This window comes from Streptomyces sp. NPDC091416 (genome assembly GCF_044756845.1).
Lineage (GTDB): Bacteria > Actinomycetota > Actinomycetes > Streptomycetales > Streptomycetaceae > Streptomyces.
This window is the reverse complement of sequence record NZ_JBIVTU010000011.1, coordinates 118,917-135,091: the sequence shown is the minus strand read 5'-3', so window position 1 is coordinate 135,091 and position 16,175 is coordinate 118,917. Positions and strand designations below refer to the sequence as shown.

Below are 16,175 nucleotides of genomic sequence, written 5' to 3'. Positions count from 1 at the left end.
GGGCCCGACCGCGGCTGCCGGGCGCCGGGCGGCCCGCGATCACACCGGGAGGAACGGCTCCGTCAGATGCGGCGTCGCCACGTGCAGCGTGGTGGCGGTCCCGCGGCTGAGCATGCGTTCCCTGGACGACCTGGCCGTCTCCGGGTCGATCTCGTGCGCGTACGCGAGTTCGGGGTGGAGCAGTTGGAGCGCGTGCACCAGGAGGTCGCCGGTGATGAGCGCCAGCTCGGGCCCGTCGGCGACCAGCACGCTCTGGTGCCCGGGCGTGTGGCCGGGTGTGGCGACGGCGCGCCCGGCGCGCAGTGGCGTGTCCCCGTCGAGGAGCCGGAGCCGGCCGGCCGCCGCGAGAGGGTCGGTGAGGGCCTCACGCAGCTGCGGGTTGAGCGCGTCGATGGCGTCGAACTCGGCCCGCTGGAGCAGGTATTCGGCGTTCGGGAAATAAGGGCGGCGCGCGGCAGCGCTCCCGGGCGGAGGTGCGCCGCCCGCCGTACCTCCTGCCGAGGGGACGGCCGCCTCCGTGACGACCGCCCACCCGACGTGATCCGTATGCAGATGCGTGAGCACCACGGTGTCGACCTCGGCCGGGTCGATGCCCGCGGCGGCGAGCGACTCGGGGAGCACGCCGGGCACGGGTGCCCACGAGGCGGCCGGGCTGTCCGCCGGGCCGATCCCCGCGTCCACGACGGTGACGCCCTGGTCGCCGCGGATCGCGAATGCGCGAAACCTCAGCCGCCAGCGGCCCTCGGCGTCGACCGCGTCCGGGTCGTAGCGGTCGGCCTCGGCCCACTGGGCGGCTGTGGCCCCGGGAAAGGCCTCGGCGCGCGGAGCGAAGAACGGGCCCTCGCCGTCGGCGAGGGCGATGATCTCGGTCGAGCCGATCCGAAGGCGCGGAACGCTGAGGGGCATGACCGCGATCCTGTCATGCCCGGATCCACTCCCGGCGGCCTTTCGGAAACGACGGGTTCCGGGGGGTCACGCTCCCCGCCGGACCGTTTCCGCCGTCAGAGCCGCCGGACCTTCAGCGCGTTGTCCGTACGGGTCGTCGGGTTCCCGTCCGGGTCGTTCTGGACGCGCTCGTGCTCCGCGCTGACCAGTACCTCCCATTCCCCGTCGGGAAGTTCGAGCGAGGCGAGCACCTCGTCCGTGGTGGGCAGCTCCATGTCCGCGTGGTCGTGTTCCCAGGCCGGGAAGCCGGCGTGGCCGACGATCAGGAGCACGCCGCCGGGGGCGACCGCGGCGGCGGCACGGCGCAGGATCCGCTCGCGCGGCAGGTCGCCCATGGAGTGCAGGAACTGGGCGGAGACCAGGTCGAACTCGCCCTCGGGGAACGAGACCCCGAGGTCGTGGAACTGCCAGTCGATGCGGTCGGCGATGTCCGCGTCCGCCGCGTGCTCGGCGGCCCGGCCCAGCGCGACGCGGGAGATGTCGGTCGCGGTGACCCGCCAGCCCCGGCGTGCGAGCCACACCGCGTCGGCGCCCTCTCCGCACCCGAGGTCCAGGGCGCGCCCCGGCGCCAGGCCCTCGACCTCGCGGACGAGCGCGGTATTGGGGTTGCCGCTCCAGATGCGGTGGCTCTCCCGGTAGCGCTCGTCCCAGAGTTCGGCGTCGGACGAAGCGGTGTTGTCCGTGGTCATCGTGTCTCCTGCAGTCCGTGGCGACGGTTTCCGAGGGCCTTCTCGCAGACCTGGCGCTCGGCCTCGGCCGAGAAGGGTGCGCGGCGGGCCCCGACCGCGCGGCGGGTGTCGTCGGCGACGAGGTCCGCGTTGATGGCCCCGCCGGCCTTCAGCCCTGCGGCGGCGGCTGTGATGACCTGGTCCATCAGGCTGGCGACGTTACCGGCCACCCACACTCCGGGCACCTCCGTGGCCCCGGCCGGGTCGGCCGCGATGTACGTGCCGAGGGTGTGCCCGCCCATCTCCATGGGAGTGGCGCGCAGCCCGAGCCCGTCGAGCACTCCGGAGCGCGCGGTGAACCGGGGCTGGACGACGACGTGATCGCGCGGCACGACCCGTCCGCCGGCCAGCCGTACCCCGGTGAGACGGTCACCGGCCGCCTCCAGACCGGTCACCTCGCCGTCCACCACGGCGATGTTGCGCGCGGCAAGCTGCTCGTACTCGTCGTCGCTCGGCTCCGGGCCGTCGTGGAGGAAGAGCGTGACGTCCGCGCTCCACTGCCGCCAGAGCAGGGCCTGGTGAACGGCCATCGGGGTCAGCGCCACCACGCCGATCGCCGTGTCACGGGCTTCCCAGCCGTGGCAGTACGGGCAGTGCAGCACGTCCTTGCCCCAGCGCTCGGCCAGCCCCGGGACCGGCGGCAGCTCGTCCACCAGCCCGGTCGTGACGAGCAGCCTGCGCGCCCGGACGGCTGCCCCGTCCGCGCGCACGACCCGGAATCCGGCCCCGCCCGGCAGCCGCTCGGCCGAGGTGACCTCGCCTTCGACGACCTCGACCCCGTACTCGGCCACTTCCTTGCGGCCGATGGCCATGAGTTCCGAGGGCGGGGTGGACTCGCGGCCCAGGTAGTTGTGCACATGGGACGCGGGGGCGTTGCGCGGGCTGCCCGCGTCGATCACCAGCACGGAACGCCGGGCCCGCCCCAGGGCCAGCGCCCCGCTCAGGCCGGCGGCCCCGCCACCGATCACCACCACGTCGTACGTCTGCGTCGTCATGTCGCTCATGCGAAACACCTCCATCTACGGGAGATGGTGGACGCCCGGCTCACATTCGGCAAAGATCCTTGCCGGAGTAGCAAACCCGCGCCGGACGGCCCTGCCCGGACTCCGCTCCCCCACCCCCGGGCACCGGCGATCGCCGACACCGGCAACAGGCCCCGCCCGCCGCCCGCGTCGGGCGAGGGCCGGTTCGCGCCCGCCGCCTCGCCATCGCGCCGTCGTGCGCCTCGACGCGGAGCCCGCCGTCAACGTGCTCCCGGAAGAGGCGGACACGGGAACAGGCATGCGCACGCTCAGAGGTGGCCGTCCAGGAACTCCCGTACCTCGGCCGTGGTCATGGGCCCCGTGCCCTGCGCCACCGCCTCTCCCTCCTTCAGCAGGACGCAGGACGGGGCTCCGGTGATCCCGTACCGCTCGGTCGCGGCCGGACAACGCGTGATGTCGGCGCGGACGGTCGTCAGGCGGCCCGCGTACGCGTCGGCGATGCCGCCCACGACGAGGTCCATCACCCGGCAGGGCTCGATCGCCTTGGGCCATGTCCCCGTGAAGTAGGCGAGGACCGGAAACGCGCTCATCCCGAGGATGAAATCGAACTCCGCGTCCTCACGGGGGCGGTGAACCCGCTGCGCCATGGAAGCTCCTGACCTTGCGTTCCGTCATGTCATCTCCATCATCCCCGGCGCGGCGCCTCACACCGGCCGGTCACCCCGCCGCGCACTTGGGTCCGCTCGTTCCGGGACAACGCCCCGACGGGTCTCCCGGAGCCAGGTCCGGGCGCCGGCGCGGTCGTGTCCGTGGACGGTCGACGCACGCGTCAGTCGCCCCGCAGACCGACCGCCAGCGTCAGTTCGAGGACCCGGTGCGGCGATGCCAGATCCGGAAACAGATCCCGCAGCTGCGACATCCGGTACCGGACCGTCTGGGGATGGACGAACAACGCCGCCGCCACCTCGTCCCGCCTGCCCTGGTGCAGCAGCCACGCCCGCAACGTCTCCTCCAGCCGCCGTGCGGTCGCGACGGGCAAGGTTCGCAACGGGGCGAGGGCCCTGGCCCGCAGGTCCGCGAACGCGTCCGCGTCGGCGCTCAGCACCAGCTCGGGCAGGTGGTCCTCGGTGTCGCGGATAGCGGAGGAGAGGGAGCGCGCGCGTACGGCTCGCGCGTACGAGGCGGACGCCCGCGTCCATGGCCGGGCCGGGCCGACCACGGCGGTGCGGTCGGTCAGCTGCCGCACGAGACGTGGCCGGTCGGCATCCGGGACGAGCAGCACACCGGTGGCGTCCGGCAGATCGTCGAGGACGAGGGTGCTCGGGTCGAGCGTGCGGTAGGCGGGCCGGGCCTGGGCGGCCGGGAGCAGGACCGCGGTCAGCGAGTCCGGGGGCTGCCACCCGGCTCGTTGGACAGCGGCCACCAGCACGTCCGGGCTCGCGCCGGCGAGGAGGTCGCGGGCCAGGTGTTCCAGGTGGCGTTCGTGGGCCCTGCCCCGGGCGGCCAGTTCGTCGGCGTGGCCCGCGGCGCTCGCGGCGGAGAGCTCGTCGATGTAGGCGAAGGTCAACTCGGCGAACTTGGCGACCTCGGCGGCGGGCAGACCCGCGGGTACGGCACCCGCCGCCAGGCATCGCCAGGCCACGCGGGCGCCGACGCGGTAGGCGCCGAGCAGGGCGTCCATCGAACGGCCGTCGCGCACCTCGCCGCGGCCCAGCTCATAGGCCGCGTCACCGGCGTCGCCGCCTGTGGCGTTCCCGCTCGCGAGGTCCAGGTAGTGCCCCAGGGTGGTGCGGACGGCACGGCGGATGGTGCCGCCCATACGGCCCGAAAGGGCGTTGGCATAGGGCGGCACCTCGTCGATGATCGCCTGCACGATCTCGTCGGCGGTGGTCTTCAGCGCGGCCCGCAGTGCGGTGACCGTCTTCTCGTCCAGGGCCAGTTCGCTGGCCCTCTGGATTGCATGGCTCACTTTTTTGTTCCCTGCGAACAATTCAGTCGACCAGATTTACGTCTTGTGGTCAGGACTTTACGCCTTGGGGCGCAGCAAGCTGGAGCCATGACGAGTACAGCCCTCCGCAGCAGGGCGTGGAAGCTACTGGAGATGGTCACGACGCCGCTGTTGCCGTCCGACTACCTCGACCTGGCCAGCCCGCTGCGTGCGGGCGCCGACCTGCGTGGGCGCATCGAGGCCGTGCGGCCCGAGACGGGTGACGCCGCGACCATCGTGATCAGACCGGGGCGGGGCTGGCGCGGCCACACGGCCGGTCAGTACGTGCGGATCGGGGTCGACGTCGACGGGGTGCGCCTGTGGCGTGCCTACTCCATCACTTCGCCGGCACACCGCCGGGACGGCCGCGTCACGATCACCGTGAAGGCGATCCCGGACGGCAAGGTCAGCAACCATCTGGTCCGCAGGGCGAAGCCGGGCACGCTGATCCAGCTCGACCAGCCCGCCGGTGACTTCGTGCTGCCGCGGGCCAAGCCCGCCAAGGTGCTCTACCTGACGGCCGGAAGCGGCATCACGCCCGTGATGGGCATGCTGCGCGACACCGAGCTCGACGACGTCGTCATGATCCACTGCGCGCCGCAGCCGCAGGACGTGATCTTCCGCCACGAACTGCATGACCTGGTCGCGGACGGGAAGCTGCGGCTCACCGAGGTGCACACCGACACGGACGGCACGCTCGACATCGCCCGTCTCGGTGAACTCGTGCCCGACTGGACCGAGCGCGAGACCTGGGCCTGCGGGCCCGCGGGCCTGCTCGACGCCGCCGAGGAGCACTGGAGCGAGCGCGGCCTGCGGGAGCGCCTGCACACCGAACGTTTCCGCCCCGGCATCGTCGTCGCCGGCGACGGCGGCGAGGTCACGTTCAGCGTCACCGGCAAGACCGTCGAGGCGGACGGCGCCACGCCGTTGCTGGACATCGGCGAGGAGACCGGCGTGCTCATGCCCTCGGGGTGCCGCATGGGCATCTGCTTCGGGTGCGTCACTCCGCTCAAGGCGGGCGCCGTCCGCGACCTGCGCACCGGCGAGATCACCGAGGCCGAGCCGGGCGTCCTCATCCAGACCTGCGTGTCCGCCGCGGCGGGCCCTTGCGACATCGAACGGTAGGAACACCTTGACCGCCATCGACCCCACCGCCCACCTGACCGCGGAGCAGATCGAGGAGCTCGGCCGCGAGCTGGACGCGATCCGCGACGAGGTGATCGCCGGCCGCAGCGAGAAGGACGCCGCCTACATCCGCAAGGTCATCTCGGCGCAGCGCAAGCTCGAGCTGGTCAGCCGGGGCGTGCTGCTGTTCTCGATCTTCCCGCCCGCCTGGCTGATAGGCACCGCCGGACTGTCCGTCGCGAAGATCATGGACAACATGGAGATCGGCCACAACATCCTGCACGGCCAGTGGGACTGGATGCGGGACCCGAAGATCCACTCCACCACCTGGGAGTGGGATCACGTTGCGCCGTCCGAGCAGTGGAAGCACTCGCACAACGAGCTGCACCACACGTACACCAACGTGATCGGCAAGGACAACGACCTCGGCTACGGCATCATGCGCGTCGACGAGGACCAGAAGTGGCACCCGCTCCACCTCGGCCAGCCGCTGTGGAACTTCATCAACGCCTGCTTCTTCGAGTACGGCATCGCGGCCTACGACCTGGAGCTCGGCAGGAACCTGAGCAAGCACCGCCGGAAGAACCCGGAGTTCCGCGCGCGGGCCAGGGCCGTGGGCCGCAAGATCCGCAAGCAGGTGCTCAAGGACTACGTGATCCACCCGCTGCTGTCGGGCCCGTCCTTCCTCCCCACGCTCGGCGCCACGTTCACCGCGAACCTCGTCCGCAACATCTGGACCCACTCGGTGATCATGTGCGGGCACTTCCCGGAGGGCGTACAGGTCTTCGAGCGCCGGTCGATCGAGGGCGAGACGCGCGGCCAGTGGTACCTGCGCCAGATGATGGGCTCGGCGAACATCAGCGGCAGCAAGGCCATGCACTTCATGACCGGTAACCTCTCGCACCAGATCGAGCACCACCTGTTCCCGGACCTGCCGAGCAACCGGTACGCCGAGGTCGCGGTGAAGGTGCGCGCGCTGTTCGAGAAGTACGAACTGGACTACGTCACCGGGCCGCTGCCCAAGCAGGTGTTCTCCGCCTGGCACAAGGTCTTCCGGCTCTCGCTGCCGAACAGGAAGCTTCCCGCGGTCCGGACGCCGGACCGCGAGCGGGAGCTCGTCGCGGCCTGACCCCGTCCCGGGTGCCCGGAAGAGCGGATCCTCCTCCGGGCACCCGGCTCGACGCCCTAGAAGAACCCGAGTTTCCTGGGGCTGTACGAAACAAGAAGGTTCTTCGTCTGCTGGTAGTGCTCCAGCATCATCCGGTGGTTCTCCCGGCCGATGCCCGACTGCTTGTATCCGCCGAAGGCCGCGTGGGCCGGGTAGGCGTGGTAGCAGTTCGTCCAGACCCGGCCGGCCTGGATGGCGCGGCCCGCCCGGTAGGCGGTGTTGGTGTCGCGGGTCCATACGCCGGCGCCGAGCCCGTACAGCGTGTCGTTGGCCAGGGCGATTCCTTCGTCGAAGTCCGAGAAGGACGTCACGGCGACGACGGGGCCGAAGATCTCCTCCTGGAAGACCCGCATCCTGTTGTCTCCCTCGAAGACCGTCGGCTGGACGTAGTACCCGCCCTCCAGCTCACCGCCGTGCTCGACGAGCTGGCCGCCGGTCAGGATCTTCGCGCCCTCCTGCTGTCCGATCTCCAGGTACGAGAGGATCTTCTTCAGCTGCTCGGTGGAGGCCTGTGCGCCGATCATCGTGTCGGTGTCCAGCGGGTGCCCGGGCACGATCTGTTCGGTACGGGCGATGCCCGCCGCGAGGAACTCGTTGTAGTGACCGCGCTGGATCAGCGCCCGCGAGGGACACGTGCACACCTCGCCCTGGTTGAGGGCGAACATGGTGAAGCCCTCCAGCGCCTTGTCCCGGAAGTCGTCGTCCTGCGCCCATACGTCGTCGAAGAAGAGGTTCGGCGACTTGCCCCCCAGCTCCAGCGTGACGGGCTTGAGGTTCTCCGAGGCGTACTGCATGATCAGCCGCCCCGTCGAGGTCTCGCCGGTGAAGGCGATCTTCGCGACCCGGGGGCTCGACGCGAGCGGCCTGCCCGCCTCCGCGCCGAAGCCGTTGACGATGTTGACGACGCCCGGGGGAAGCAGGTCCGCGACCAGGTTCATCCAGACGTGGATCGACGCGGGGGTCTGCTCGGCCGGCTTGAGGACCACCGCGTTTCCGGCGGCCAGTGCGGGGGCGAGCTTCCAGACGGCCATCAGGATGGGGAAGTTCCACGGGATGATCTGGGCGACCACGCCCAGCGGCTCGTGGAAGTGGTAGGCGACGGTGTCGTCGTCGATCTCGCTGAGCGAGCCCTCCTGGGCGCGCAGGGCGCCGGCGAAGTACCGGAAGTGGTCGATGGCCAGCGGGATGTCCGCGGCCAGCGTCTCGCGCACGGGCTTGCCGTTCTCCCAGCTCTCGGCGACCGCCAGTTCCTCCAGATGCTCCTCCATGCGGTCGGCGATCCGGTTCAGGACGACCGCGCGCTCCCCCGCCGGCACGGCGCCCCAGGCGGGGGCCGCGGCGTGGGCGGCGTCCAGGGCGCGCTCGACGTCGTCCTCGGTCCCGCGGGCGATCTCCGTGAAGGGACGGCCGTTGACGGGGCTCGGGTTCTCGAAGTACTCGCCACGGGCCGGCGCGACGTAGGCGCCACCGATCCAGTGGTCGTAGCGGGACTCGTACGAGACGATGGCACCCTCGGTGCCCGGCGCGGCGTAACGGGTCATCTCTGTGGCCTCCCGGATCCGGTACCGCCCTCCGTTGGACGGCCCTCGGCGTGAGGCTAGGCAGCGCTACGTTGCAACGCCGTTGCACGGGACAGCCCTTAGGGTGTCCGGATGCCTGAGCCTTTCGATCTCCGCGTCGAGATTCCCGCAGCCCTCACCGATCCCGCGGCGGCCTGGCGGTTCATCGAACGGTTCGCCGCGCGTCTCGGCGCGCCGGTCGGGCCGGACGACGGCTTCCCGGAGTCCGGCCTTGCCGCTGCCGAACAACGACTCGGGCTGAGACTGCCGCTGGCCGTGCGGGAGTTGTACGGCAGGTTCGGTCGCCGCCACGACCTGCTGAGCGGATCGAGAACGCTCCTGCCTCCCGAGGAGCTGGAGGCGGACGACACGGCTCTGATCTGGCAGGTGGAGGCGTTCTGGCTGTACCAGGTCGCCGTGCCGCTCGACCGGCTCGCGGAGGCGGACCCGCCCGTGCTGATCGACGGGAGTTCACCGGCCTACGACGACTGGGAACCGTACGCCGACCGCTTCTCCGCCGCGTGCGTGGAGACGGTGATGTCGGAGAACTCGCTGTGCGGCGACTGGGGCGGGTGGCGCCGGGAGTGCCTGCCCTCCGACACCGCGGTCCTGGACCGGTCCCTCACCCGCGTACCGCCCCTGATCTCCCCGGGCGGCCGGGACAACGCGGACCGCTGGTACGCGGGCGCCGACGTCCTGGTCCACCTGGACCGCTCGGACGAGAGGTCGGAGTCGGGGTGGCTGTACGTCCGCGCGCTGACGCGGGAGGCGTGGGACGGTTTCCGGACCGTGTGTCCGGGGGCGTGGACCGAGACGGTGGGCGGCTGAGCAGCCGGGCAGCCGGGCAGCCGGGCAGCCGGGCAGCCGACGGAGGCTGCCCGGCGAGGCGGGCGGCGGCCTCGCTCCCTCATGCGCGCTGCTCCGCGTCGAGCGCCCGGGCCCTTGCCAGCAGGGCCGCCCGCCGCTCCGGGGGCGCTGCCCGGGCGAGCGCCCGCCAGACGGGGAGGTCCTCCGCGCCCCAGGGGCGGTACGCCCAGTCGGCGAGCAGCGCCGGGTCGCCGCGCGCGATCAGCGCGGCACGCAGCTGGCCGGCGAGCCGGTGGCGCAGCCGGACGACCGCCGGTGCCTGCGAACGCGGCAGCAGGGGGCCCGCGTAGGCGCCGAGCGCCGCCGCCACGGCCCCGGACTCCAGCCTGCGCGCGACGGTCTCGAAGTCGGCGTCCACCGGCGTGCCCAGCCGGTACGGGCGCGAGCGCAGCAGACCGGGTCCCAGGAGCCGCCTCAGCCGGGCGAGTTCGGCCCTCATCGTGACCGGGGGGACGGACTCGTCCTCGTACAGTTCGATCAGCAGCTCGTCCCCGCCCAGGCCCTCCGGGTGGAGGGCCAGTGTCACCAGGATCTCGCTGTGGCGTCGGCTGAGGCGGATCGTGCGGCCGTTCAGGACCAGGAGCGCCTCTTCGCTGCCGAGTGCGTGGAGCTGCGCCGGAGCACCGGCGGACGGCGGCGCGACCAGGGCGAGCTGGGACTCGGCGGCGCGTGCCACGGCCTGGACGAACGCCAGGCTGTGGGGGTGTGCGAGCCCGTTCCCGCCGGTGATGTCGACGGCGCCGAGCACCCGGCCCGTGTGCGGGTCGTGCAGTGGGGCCGCCGCACAGGTCCACTGCTGGACCGGCCGGAGGAAGTGCTCGGCGGCGAACACCTGGACCGGGCGGTCGACGGCGAGTGCCGTGCCGGGGGCGTTCGTACCGGCCACCGACTCGGCCCAGCGGGCACCCTCCACGAAGTTCATCCGCTCCGCACGCCGGCGGGCCCGTGCGTGCCCCTCGACCCACAGCAGCCTGCCGTGCTCGTCGCAGACCGCGAGCAGGTGCTCGCCGTCCATGGCGTAGGCGCCCATGAGTTCGCGGATCAGCGGCATGACGTGGGCCAGGGGGTGCGCGTCCCGGTACGGCCCGAGTTCGTCCGCGCAGAGCTCGACCAGTGCGGCGCCGTCCGGGCTGACCCGCGCCCGGGCGGAGCGCTGCCACGACTGGCCCACCACGGCGCGCACCGGTGACGAGAGCCGGCCGTCGGAGGTGAACACGTCGTGGGCACGGCGCAGTTCACCGAGTCGCTCGCCGGGGTTCGCGTCGGCGGCCAGAGCCACCCAGGGGTCCGTCAACGCGCCCTCCCGTCCCACGGCGGCCTGTTTCCCCATCGTCGGCGCAACGGGCGTCCGCGACAACCGGCGTGCGGGGGCCAATCGGGGTCAGCGGGAGGGCGGGATCAGCCAGGACGGCAGCAGGGCGGTCGCGGCGGAGACGAACAACTGCCTGTCGCGCGGGGCGGGCAGCGAGAGCCAGGCCTCGACGATGCCTGCCTCGCCGTGCGCAATGAACCGGCTCGCGGCCTCGACGCGCCAGGCGAGCGGGCCGTCCTGTCCGGGCACGGCCTCCGGGTTGCCCTCCAGGAGGGTGGAGACCGAGGCGGTGAAGTGCTCGACCATCAGATGGTGGAGAACGGCGCTGCGGTGGCCCACCAGGCCGACGGTGTAGAGGGCGTCGTGGCGTTCCAGATGGTCGAGCAGGACCCCCGAGGACCGCGCCCAGATCTCGTGCACCGGCAGCCGTGCCGCCAGGTCGGTGATCCAGACGGCGCGGACCCGGTCCAGCTCCTCGTACAGCACCTGTTCCAGGACCGTCGCGGGGCTGTCGGCGTGCTTGTAGAAGGTGGTGCGGTTGACGCGCGCCTCGCGCACCAGGTCCGCCACCGCGATCTCCTCCACGGGGCGCTCCGACGCCAGGCGCAGCACGGCCTCCCGCAGCCGGTCGCGGGTACGACGCACCCGGACGTCGAGCGGGGGCGCCTCACCGGCTGCCGGGTCCGCCGGTCCGTGGCCGTCGGCGGGCTGGGTAAGCGGCTGGTCCACTGGCTCTCCTGACACGGTCGAAGCCTATCGCAACGCCCTCACATGCACTTATCAACAAGTGTCTCTTTTCTTCTCGGCGATCCGGTGCCACAATCGAGAAAGTGGCAGAGCGGCCCGATATCCCATAAACCGGGCATGCCACGACCGTGCCCGGACCGGTGCTCACCGAGCCCGCCGGACCTCGCGCGGCCTTCTCCTCGGCGCCGCCGCACCCGGCGATGCCGATGGTTCGGACGAAAGAAGCAGCATCATGAAGGCATCCGTCACCAAGGGCCTGGGCCAGGGATTCGTCGTCGAGGACATCGACATCGCGGACCCGGTCGGGCAAGAGGTCCGCGTCCAGGTGCAGGCGTCCGGCCTGTGCCACTCGGACCTGAGCGTCGCCACGTTCCTCGGCGGCGAGTTCCCCGTCGTCCTCGGGCACGAGGTCGCCGGTGTGGTCACCGGGACCGGGCCGCAGGTCACCCAGGTCAAGGCCGGCGACCATGTCGTCGGAAGCCTGATCCAGTACTGCGGCTCCTGCGTGAACTGCCTCAGCGGCCGCACGCACATCTGCCTGCGCCCCGAGGCCACCCTGCGCACCCCGGACCAGGCCTCCCGCCTGAGCTGGAACGGCACCCCGGTGGCCCAGGGCATGGGGCTCGGCGGGTTCGCCCAGGAAGCCCTCATCCACGAGAACCAGCTCGCCGTCATTCCCCGGGACATGCCGTGGGCCCCGGCCGCACTGATCGGATGCGGCGTGCTCACCGGCGCCGGCGCCGTCCTCAACAGCGCCGACGTCCGGCAGGGCGACACGGTCGTCGTCATCGGCGCCGGCGGCGTGGGCATGAACGCGGTCAGCGGTGCCCGGATCGCCGGGGCCGGCACGATCATCGTGACCGACATCGAGGACGCGAAGCTGGAGCGCGCCAAGGCGTTCGGCGCCACCCACGTGGTCAACTCCCGCTCCGTCGACCCGGTCGAGGCCGTCCGCGACATCACCGGCCGGGGCGCAGACCACGTCTTCGACTTCGTCGGCGTCCGCCCCGTCACCGCCCAGGGCATGCAGATGCTCGGGAAGGGCGGCGGGCTCTACCTGATCGGCGTCGGCGCCAACGACGCGGGGATCGAGGTCTCGACGCTGTCCGCGCTGGGCAACTCGCAGAAGGTGCAGGGCGTCTACATGGGCTCCTCGAACCTCAAGCGCGACATCCCGTTCTACGCCTCGATGTACCTCCAGGGCCGGATGAACCTCGACGACCTGGTCTCCAAGGAGATCGGGCTGGCCGACATCGAGCAGGGCTACGAGTCGCTGAAGGACGGGACGACCGCGCGCGTCGTCATCACCGACCTCTCCTGACCCGCGCGGACTCCGGCGGCCGCGCGCCGGGGGCGTACGGACCTGTCCGTACGCCCCCGGCGCGGTGCCGGGCACGCTCGCCCGTCAGGGACGCTCGCCCGGACCATGCCGGACGAGAGGCCCTGACGGGCAAGAAGCCCTACAACCCGGCCCGCAGCGCGTGGACGCGCGCGGCGGCGGCGTCGAAGGCCGCGCCGTCGAGCCCGCCGGACGCCAGGGCGTCGCTCAGGGCCGTCACCGCCTCGTCCCCCTGGGAGACGCTGCGGGACGAGCAGAGCACCAGGTCCATGCCCGCGGCGGCTGCCGCCACCGCGCGCTGCGACGTGCTGCCGAAGGACTGGAGGGCGCCGGCCTCCAGGGCGTCGGTGACGGTGACTCCGGTGTAGCCGAGCCGGTTGCGCAGTTCGCCGACGACGGCCGGGGACAGACCGGCGGGTCGGTCGGCGTCCAGGGCCGTGTAGACGGCCCAGGACAGCATCACGAGCCTGACGCCGGCCGCGATGGCGTCCCGGTAGGGCGCCTCGTCCACGCTGCGCAGGGTGGCCGCGGACGTGGTCAGGGTGACGGGGCGCAGGTCCGTGTTCTGGGTCGCGGACGCGGGGCCGAGGCCGGGAAAGTGCTTGGCCGTGGCGGCGACGCCTTCGCCCTGCTGGGCGGTGATGAAGGCCGTGCCGCAACTGGCCACCGCCGCGGCCGACTTGCTGTACGAGCGCTCGTACTGGTCGGTGAAGTCGCCGTTCTTGCGGTAGACGTCGAGGACCGGGGCGAGGTTGACGTTCATGCCGATGCCCGCGAGGTTCATCCCCGCGCCGCTGCCGGTGAAGCCGGCCCACTGCCCCGGGTCGGCGGAGGCGCCGACGTCCTTGGCGGACATGACGGGCTCCCCCGGCAGCCGGCGGACCACGCCGCCCTCCTGGTCGGTCATCAGGAGCAGCGGGGCCTGCACGGGGGACGAGGCGTGCGCCGCGTTCATCGACTGGACGACGCTCTCGATCTGGCTCAGGTTCTCGATGTTCTCCCCGAAGAAGATCACGCCGGCCGTGCGCCCTTCCCTGATGGCGCTCATCAGGGAAGCGGGAGGCGTGAGCCCGGGGTAGGAGTGGATGACGCACTGAGCGGCGCGCTGCTGCGGGGTCAGGGCGGCGGCCCACGGGCGTGAACCCTCGGGCCCGCGTACGGCCGCTGCAGTGCCGGCCATCGGCGCCAGCCCGCCGGCCAGGGCCGCCGCTCCGGCGATCAGCGCGCCGCGCCTGCTGAGGGGTGGTGTCGAGCCCATGACGTGCTCCTTCGTTGACGGTCGTGAAACCGGGCCGGGCCCTGGAGGGAGCGTGCGGGCCGGAGCGGCCGGGGTACGGCTGCTCCGGCCCGCACGTTCCTCACGCGGGGGTCATGCCCGGGAGAGAGCAACGATGTCCGGCGTTCGCCGTCACGGGGTGTTGTTGGCGAGCGCCAGCAGGCGGGAGCGGTCACCGCTGAAGCGGTCGCGGTCGACGTTGCCCGAGACGCCGTTCACCGCGCCGGTGGAGGTGTACTGCCAGACCGTGTAGTACGGGAAGCCCGAGGGGATGCTGGGGGTGCCGGTCGTCCAGTTCGCGACCCACAGGGGGCTGAGGGCGGACATACCGCTCCAGCCGCCGGTGCAGGTGTTCCACCAGCTCGGGCTGGTGTAGATCACGACGTCACGGCCCGTGCGGGCCTTGTACTTGTTGTAGAAGTCGAGGACCCACTGCCGCATGGATGCCTGGGAGTAGCCGTAGCAGGTGCCCTCGATGTCGAGGACGCCGGGAAGCGTGAGGTTGTCACGGGACCAGGCGCCGCCGTTGCTCGCGAAGAAGTCGGCCTGCGCCGCGCCGCCGGAGACGTCCGGGCGTGCGTAGTGGTAGGCGCCCCGGATCACACCGGCGTTGTAGGCGTTGAGGTAGTTGGCGCTGAACGTCGGGTCCTTGTACGTCAGGCCCTCGGTCGCCTTCATCCAGGAGAACTCGATGCCGGCGCCGCGGACCGAACTCCAGTTGATGGAGCCCTGCCAGCTGGAGACGTCGATGCCCTCGGGGTTCGCCTTGAGGTTCGCGTCCGCCCGGGCCCCGAGGTGCAGATGGCGGGTGTCGGGCTTGAAGTTCTTGCTGTCCTGGATGTAGCCGACGCCCATGTATCCCTGGCCGTAGGGCACGGGACCGTCCGGCACGGGCGCCGCCGACGCGGCGGGGGACATCAGGCCGAGCAACAGCGCGACGCTCGTGCCGACGACACCGGCCACGGTGAGTCTCTTGGCGGATTCGAGGGAGATGCTCCGGGGGAACATGGGGGCCTCCTGCTTGTGGGGGGATGTGGTTCCACGACGTTCTACGCGCGTCCACTTGTCGGGAACACGACATAGTCAGCCACAGGAGCACACGCGGGGTAAATAGTTTTCCGCCCCCGTTAGTGGTCCAGACCTCTCACCGTCCCCGGTGAGCTGCGCAAACCGCCTGCGCCTGAAAGAAGTTTTCCCGGCCCGGCGGGCACGCCCGCACGCTCAGGCCGCGCCGCGCGTGGCCGCCAGGTGGACGCGGCGCGTCGGGATCTCGTCGTCGTACGCCTCGCGGACCGCGCAGTCGTCGACGCAGAAGCCGGCCCTCCCGGCCGCCGAGCGGAGCTCGTACGCCGTGAACTCCGCCCAGTACACCCGCAGATCACTGCCGAGCGGATCGTCGGCCACCCCGTCCGCCACCCCCTCCTTCGCCACGATCAGCAGCTGCCCGCCGGGACGGAGCGCCGCGGCCCAGGCGGCGAGGGTCGTGGCCAGTTGCCGCTTCGGCTGGTCGTGGAGCGAGTAGGACGAGACCAGCCCGTCCAGCCGCTCCCCCGCCCCGGCGACGTCCCGCTGGTCCATGACCACGAACCGGCAGTCCGGCTTCTCCCGCCGCGCGAGGGCGACGCAGCGCGGCGACAGGTCGATGCCCAGCACGTCGAGACCGTGGGCGGCCAGCAGCGCCGTCACATGGCCGCAGGGCCCGCACCCGGCGTCGTACACCCGGCCGCCCGGGCCGACCCGCCCGGCGAACGCGCGCAGGGCCTCGCGGTCGAAGGGCTTGCCGTCCAACTCGTCGCGGAAGAGCCCCAGATAGTGGTCGGCGCGCGCGTCCCACGTACGACGGACATCGGCGGCGCTGCCGGGCTCCGGCACGGGCGCGGGATCGTCCAGCATGGTCACAAGGTAGTGAGGCGGCGTCCGGAGGCGTGCCCCGGGGTCCGTCGGCATCCGAGCGGCGAGGATCCGCCGGCGGCCACCGCCCGACGGGCCCGGCCCAGGCGCGGCGCCGCGGACCGGCATCGAGGTGGAACTCGATCACCGTCGCCTCAGTTCATCCAGGTCCCCAGCGCTTCAGGACTCTGGCGGTATGTCACGCCAGGGACCGTCGCGCGGCAGGCGGAGGCCTGGCCCGCTCCCACT

Annotated in this window: 15 protein-coding genes; 4 read left to right on the top strand and 11 right to left on the bottom strand. The window is 72.0% G+C overall.

Translation table 11 applies throughout. The features are described from left to right. Nucleotides 1-39: 39 nt before the first annotated feature. The 5 genes from ACIQMX_RS29370 to ACIQMX_RS29350 form a co-directional block, all read right to left on the bottom strand. A complete protein-coding gene (locus tag ACIQMX_RS29370) occupies nucleotides 40-906 on the bottom strand; it encodes an MBL fold metallo-hydrolase (RefSeq protein ID WP_402482565.1) in 867 nt (288 codons plus the stop codon). A 95-nt stretch (nucleotides 907-1,001) separates the two neighbouring features. Further along, nucleotides 1,002-1,634 (bottom strand): class I SAM-dependent methyltransferase, encoded by a 633-nt coding sequence (locus tag ACIQMX_RS29365; RefSeq protein WP_402482562.1) that lies wholly within the window; start codon nucleotides 1,632-1,634, stop codon nucleotides 1,002-1,004. Continuing rightward, on the bottom strand, nucleotides 1,631-2,668 hold the full coding sequence (locus tag ACIQMX_RS29360) for an NAD(P)/FAD-dependent oxidoreductase (protein ID WP_402482811.1): 1,038 nt from the start codon (nucleotides 2,666-2,668) through the stop codon (nucleotides 1,631-1,633). The genes ACIQMX_RS29365 and ACIQMX_RS29360 overlap by 4 nt, the downstream gene beginning before the upstream one ends. A 296-nt stretch (nucleotides 2,669-2,964) precedes the next feature. After that, a complete protein-coding gene (locus ACIQMX_RS29355; RefSeq protein ID WP_363067754.1) occupies nucleotides 2,965-3,303 on the bottom strand; it encodes a thioredoxin domain-containing protein in 339 nt (112 codons plus the stop codon). Between the two features lie 182 nt (nucleotides 3,304-3,485). Continuing rightward, nucleotides 3,486-4,625, bottom strand: a complete 1,140-nt coding sequence (locus ACIQMX_RS29350; RefSeq protein WP_363067756.1) for a helix-turn-helix domain-containing protein — start codon at nucleotides 4,623-4,625, stop codon at nucleotides 3,486-3,488. Between the two features lie 132 nt (nucleotides 4,626-4,757). Between ACIQMX_RS29350 and ACIQMX_RS29345 the strand changes: the two genes are divergently transcribed. Together ACIQMX_RS29345 and ACIQMX_RS29340 are read left to right on the top strand one after the other, a co-directional pair. Beyond that, on the top strand, nucleotides 4,758-5,768 hold the full coding sequence (locus ACIQMX_RS29345; protein WP_363067994.1) for a ferredoxin reductase: 1,011 nt from the start codon (nucleotides 4,758-4,760) through the stop codon (nucleotides 5,766-5,768). Between the two features lie 7 nt (nucleotides 5,769-5,775). Next, on the top strand, nucleotides 5,776-6,897 hold the full coding sequence (locus ACIQMX_RS29340) for a fatty acid desaturase family protein (protein ID WP_402482558.1): 1,122 nt from the start codon (nucleotides 5,776-5,778) through the stop codon (nucleotides 6,895-6,897). A gap of 56 nt (nucleotides 6,898-6,953) precedes the next feature. On the opposite strand, the gene ACIQMX_RS29335 is transcribed toward ACIQMX_RS29340, so the two are convergent. Continuing rightward, the gene (locus ACIQMX_RS29335; RefSeq protein ID WP_363067760.1) at nucleotides 6,954-8,477 is read right to left on the bottom strand and encodes an aldehyde dehydrogenase family protein; all 1,524 of its coding nucleotides are present in this window, start codon (nucleotides 8,475-8,477) and stop codon (nucleotides 6,954-6,956) included. Between the two features lie 111 nt (nucleotides 8,478-8,588). Between ACIQMX_RS29335 and ACIQMX_RS29330 the strand changes: the two genes are divergently transcribed. Then, nucleotides 8,589-9,323 (top strand): hypothetical protein, encoded by a 735-nt coding sequence (locus ACIQMX_RS29330; protein ID WP_402482555.1) that lies wholly within the window; start codon nucleotides 8,589-8,591, stop codon nucleotides 9,321-9,323. Between the two features lie 79 nt (nucleotides 9,324-9,402). Here the strand turns inward: ACIQMX_RS29330 and ACIQMX_RS29325 are convergent, their stop codons facing one another. Both ACIQMX_RS29325 and ACIQMX_RS29320 read right to left on the bottom strand, forming a co-directional pair. Continuing rightward, complete coding sequence (locus ACIQMX_RS29325; RefSeq protein WP_402482552.1) at nucleotides 9,403-10,656, bottom strand: GAF domain-containing protein; 1,254 nt, start codon at nucleotides 10,654-10,656, stop codon at nucleotides 9,403-9,405. Nucleotides 10,657-10,743: 87 nt separating this feature from the next. After that, on the bottom strand, nucleotides 10,744-11,403 hold the full coding sequence (locus ACIQMX_RS29320) for a TetR/AcrR family transcriptional regulator (protein WP_402482549.1): 660 nt from the start codon (nucleotides 11,401-11,403) through the stop codon (nucleotides 10,744-10,746). Nucleotides 11,404-11,653: 250 nt separating this feature from the next. On the opposite strand from ACIQMX_RS29320, the gene ACIQMX_RS29315 reads away from it, so the two are divergent. Beyond that, nucleotides 11,654-12,742 (top strand): zinc-binding dehydrogenase, encoded by a 1,089-nt coding sequence (locus ACIQMX_RS29315; protein ID WP_363067768.1) that lies wholly within the window; start codon nucleotides 11,654-11,656, stop codon nucleotides 12,740-12,742. Nucleotides 12,743-12,881: 139 nt separating this feature from the next. Here ACIQMX_RS29315 and ACIQMX_RS29310 read toward each other — a convergent pair whose 3' ends face one another. From ACIQMX_RS29310 to ACIQMX_RS29300, 3 genes are all read right to left on the bottom strand, one after another. Beyond that, complete coding sequence (locus tag ACIQMX_RS29310; protein WP_402482547.1) at nucleotides 12,882-14,018, bottom strand: glycoside hydrolase family 3 N-terminal domain-containing protein; 1,137 nt, start codon at nucleotides 14,016-14,018, stop codon at nucleotides 12,882-12,884. Between the two features lie 150 nt (nucleotides 14,019-14,168). After that, on the bottom strand, nucleotides 14,169-15,044 hold the full coding sequence (locus ACIQMX_RS29305; RefSeq protein WP_363067772.1) for a GH25 family lysozyme: 876 nt from the start codon (nucleotides 15,042-15,044) through the stop codon (nucleotides 14,169-14,171). A 213-nt stretch (nucleotides 15,045-15,257) separates the two neighbouring features. After that, nucleotides 15,258-15,929 carry a class I SAM-dependent methyltransferase gene (locus ACIQMX_RS29300; RefSeq protein ID WP_402482544.1) on the bottom strand — a complete coding sequence of 224 codons (672 nt, stop codon included), beginning with the start codon at nucleotides 15,927-15,929 and terminating at the stop codon, nucleotides 15,258-15,260. Between the last annotated feature and the right edge of the window lie 246 nt (nucleotides 15,930-16,175).

Excerpts from the sequence above, each read along its gene's own strand:
- ACIQMX_RS29370 (WP_402482565.1), bottom strand. The coding sequence starts at position 906 with ATGCCCCTCAGCGTTCCGCGCCTTCGGATCGGCTCGACCGAGATCATC.
- ACIQMX_RS29365 (WP_402482562.1), bottom strand. The coding sequence starts at position 1,634 with ATGACCACGGACAACACCGCTTCGTCCGACGCCGAACTCTGGGACGAG.
- ACIQMX_RS29360 (WP_402482811.1), bottom strand. The coding sequence starts at position 2,668 with ATGACGACGCAGACGTACGACGTGGTGGTGATCGGTGGCGGGGCCGCC.
- ACIQMX_RS29355 (WP_363067754.1), bottom strand. The coding sequence starts at position 3,303 with ATGGCGCAGCGGGTTCACCGCCCCCGTGAGGACGCGGAGTTCGATTTC.
- ACIQMX_RS29345 (WP_363067994.1), top strand. The coding sequence starts at position 4,758 with ATGGTCACGACGCCGCTGTTGCCGTCCGACTACCTCGACCTGGCCAGC.
- ACIQMX_RS29335 (WP_363067760.1), bottom strand. The coding sequence starts at position 8,477 with ATGACCCGTTACGCCGCGCCGGGCACCGAGGGTGCCATCGTCTCGTAC.
- ACIQMX_RS29330 (WP_402482555.1), top strand. The coding sequence starts at position 8,589 with ATGCCTGAGCCTTTCGATCTCCGCGTCGAGATTCCCGCAGCCCTCACC.
- ACIQMX_RS29315 (WP_363067768.1), top strand. The coding sequence starts at position 11,654 with ATGAAGGCATCCGTCACCAAGGGCCTGGGCCAGGGATTCGTCGTCGAG.
- ACIQMX_RS29310 (WP_402482547.1), bottom strand. The coding sequence starts at position 14,018 with ATGGGCTCGACACCACCCCTCAGCAGGCGCGGCGCGCTGATCGCCGGA.
- ACIQMX_RS29305 (WP_363067772.1), bottom strand. The coding sequence starts at position 15,044 with ATGTTCCCCCGGAGCATCTCCCTCGAATCCGCCAAGAGACTCACCGTG.
- ACIQMX_RS29300 (WP_402482544.1), bottom strand. The coding sequence starts at position 15,929 with ATGCTGGACGATCCCGCGCCCGTGCCGGAGCCCGGCAGCGCCGCCGAT.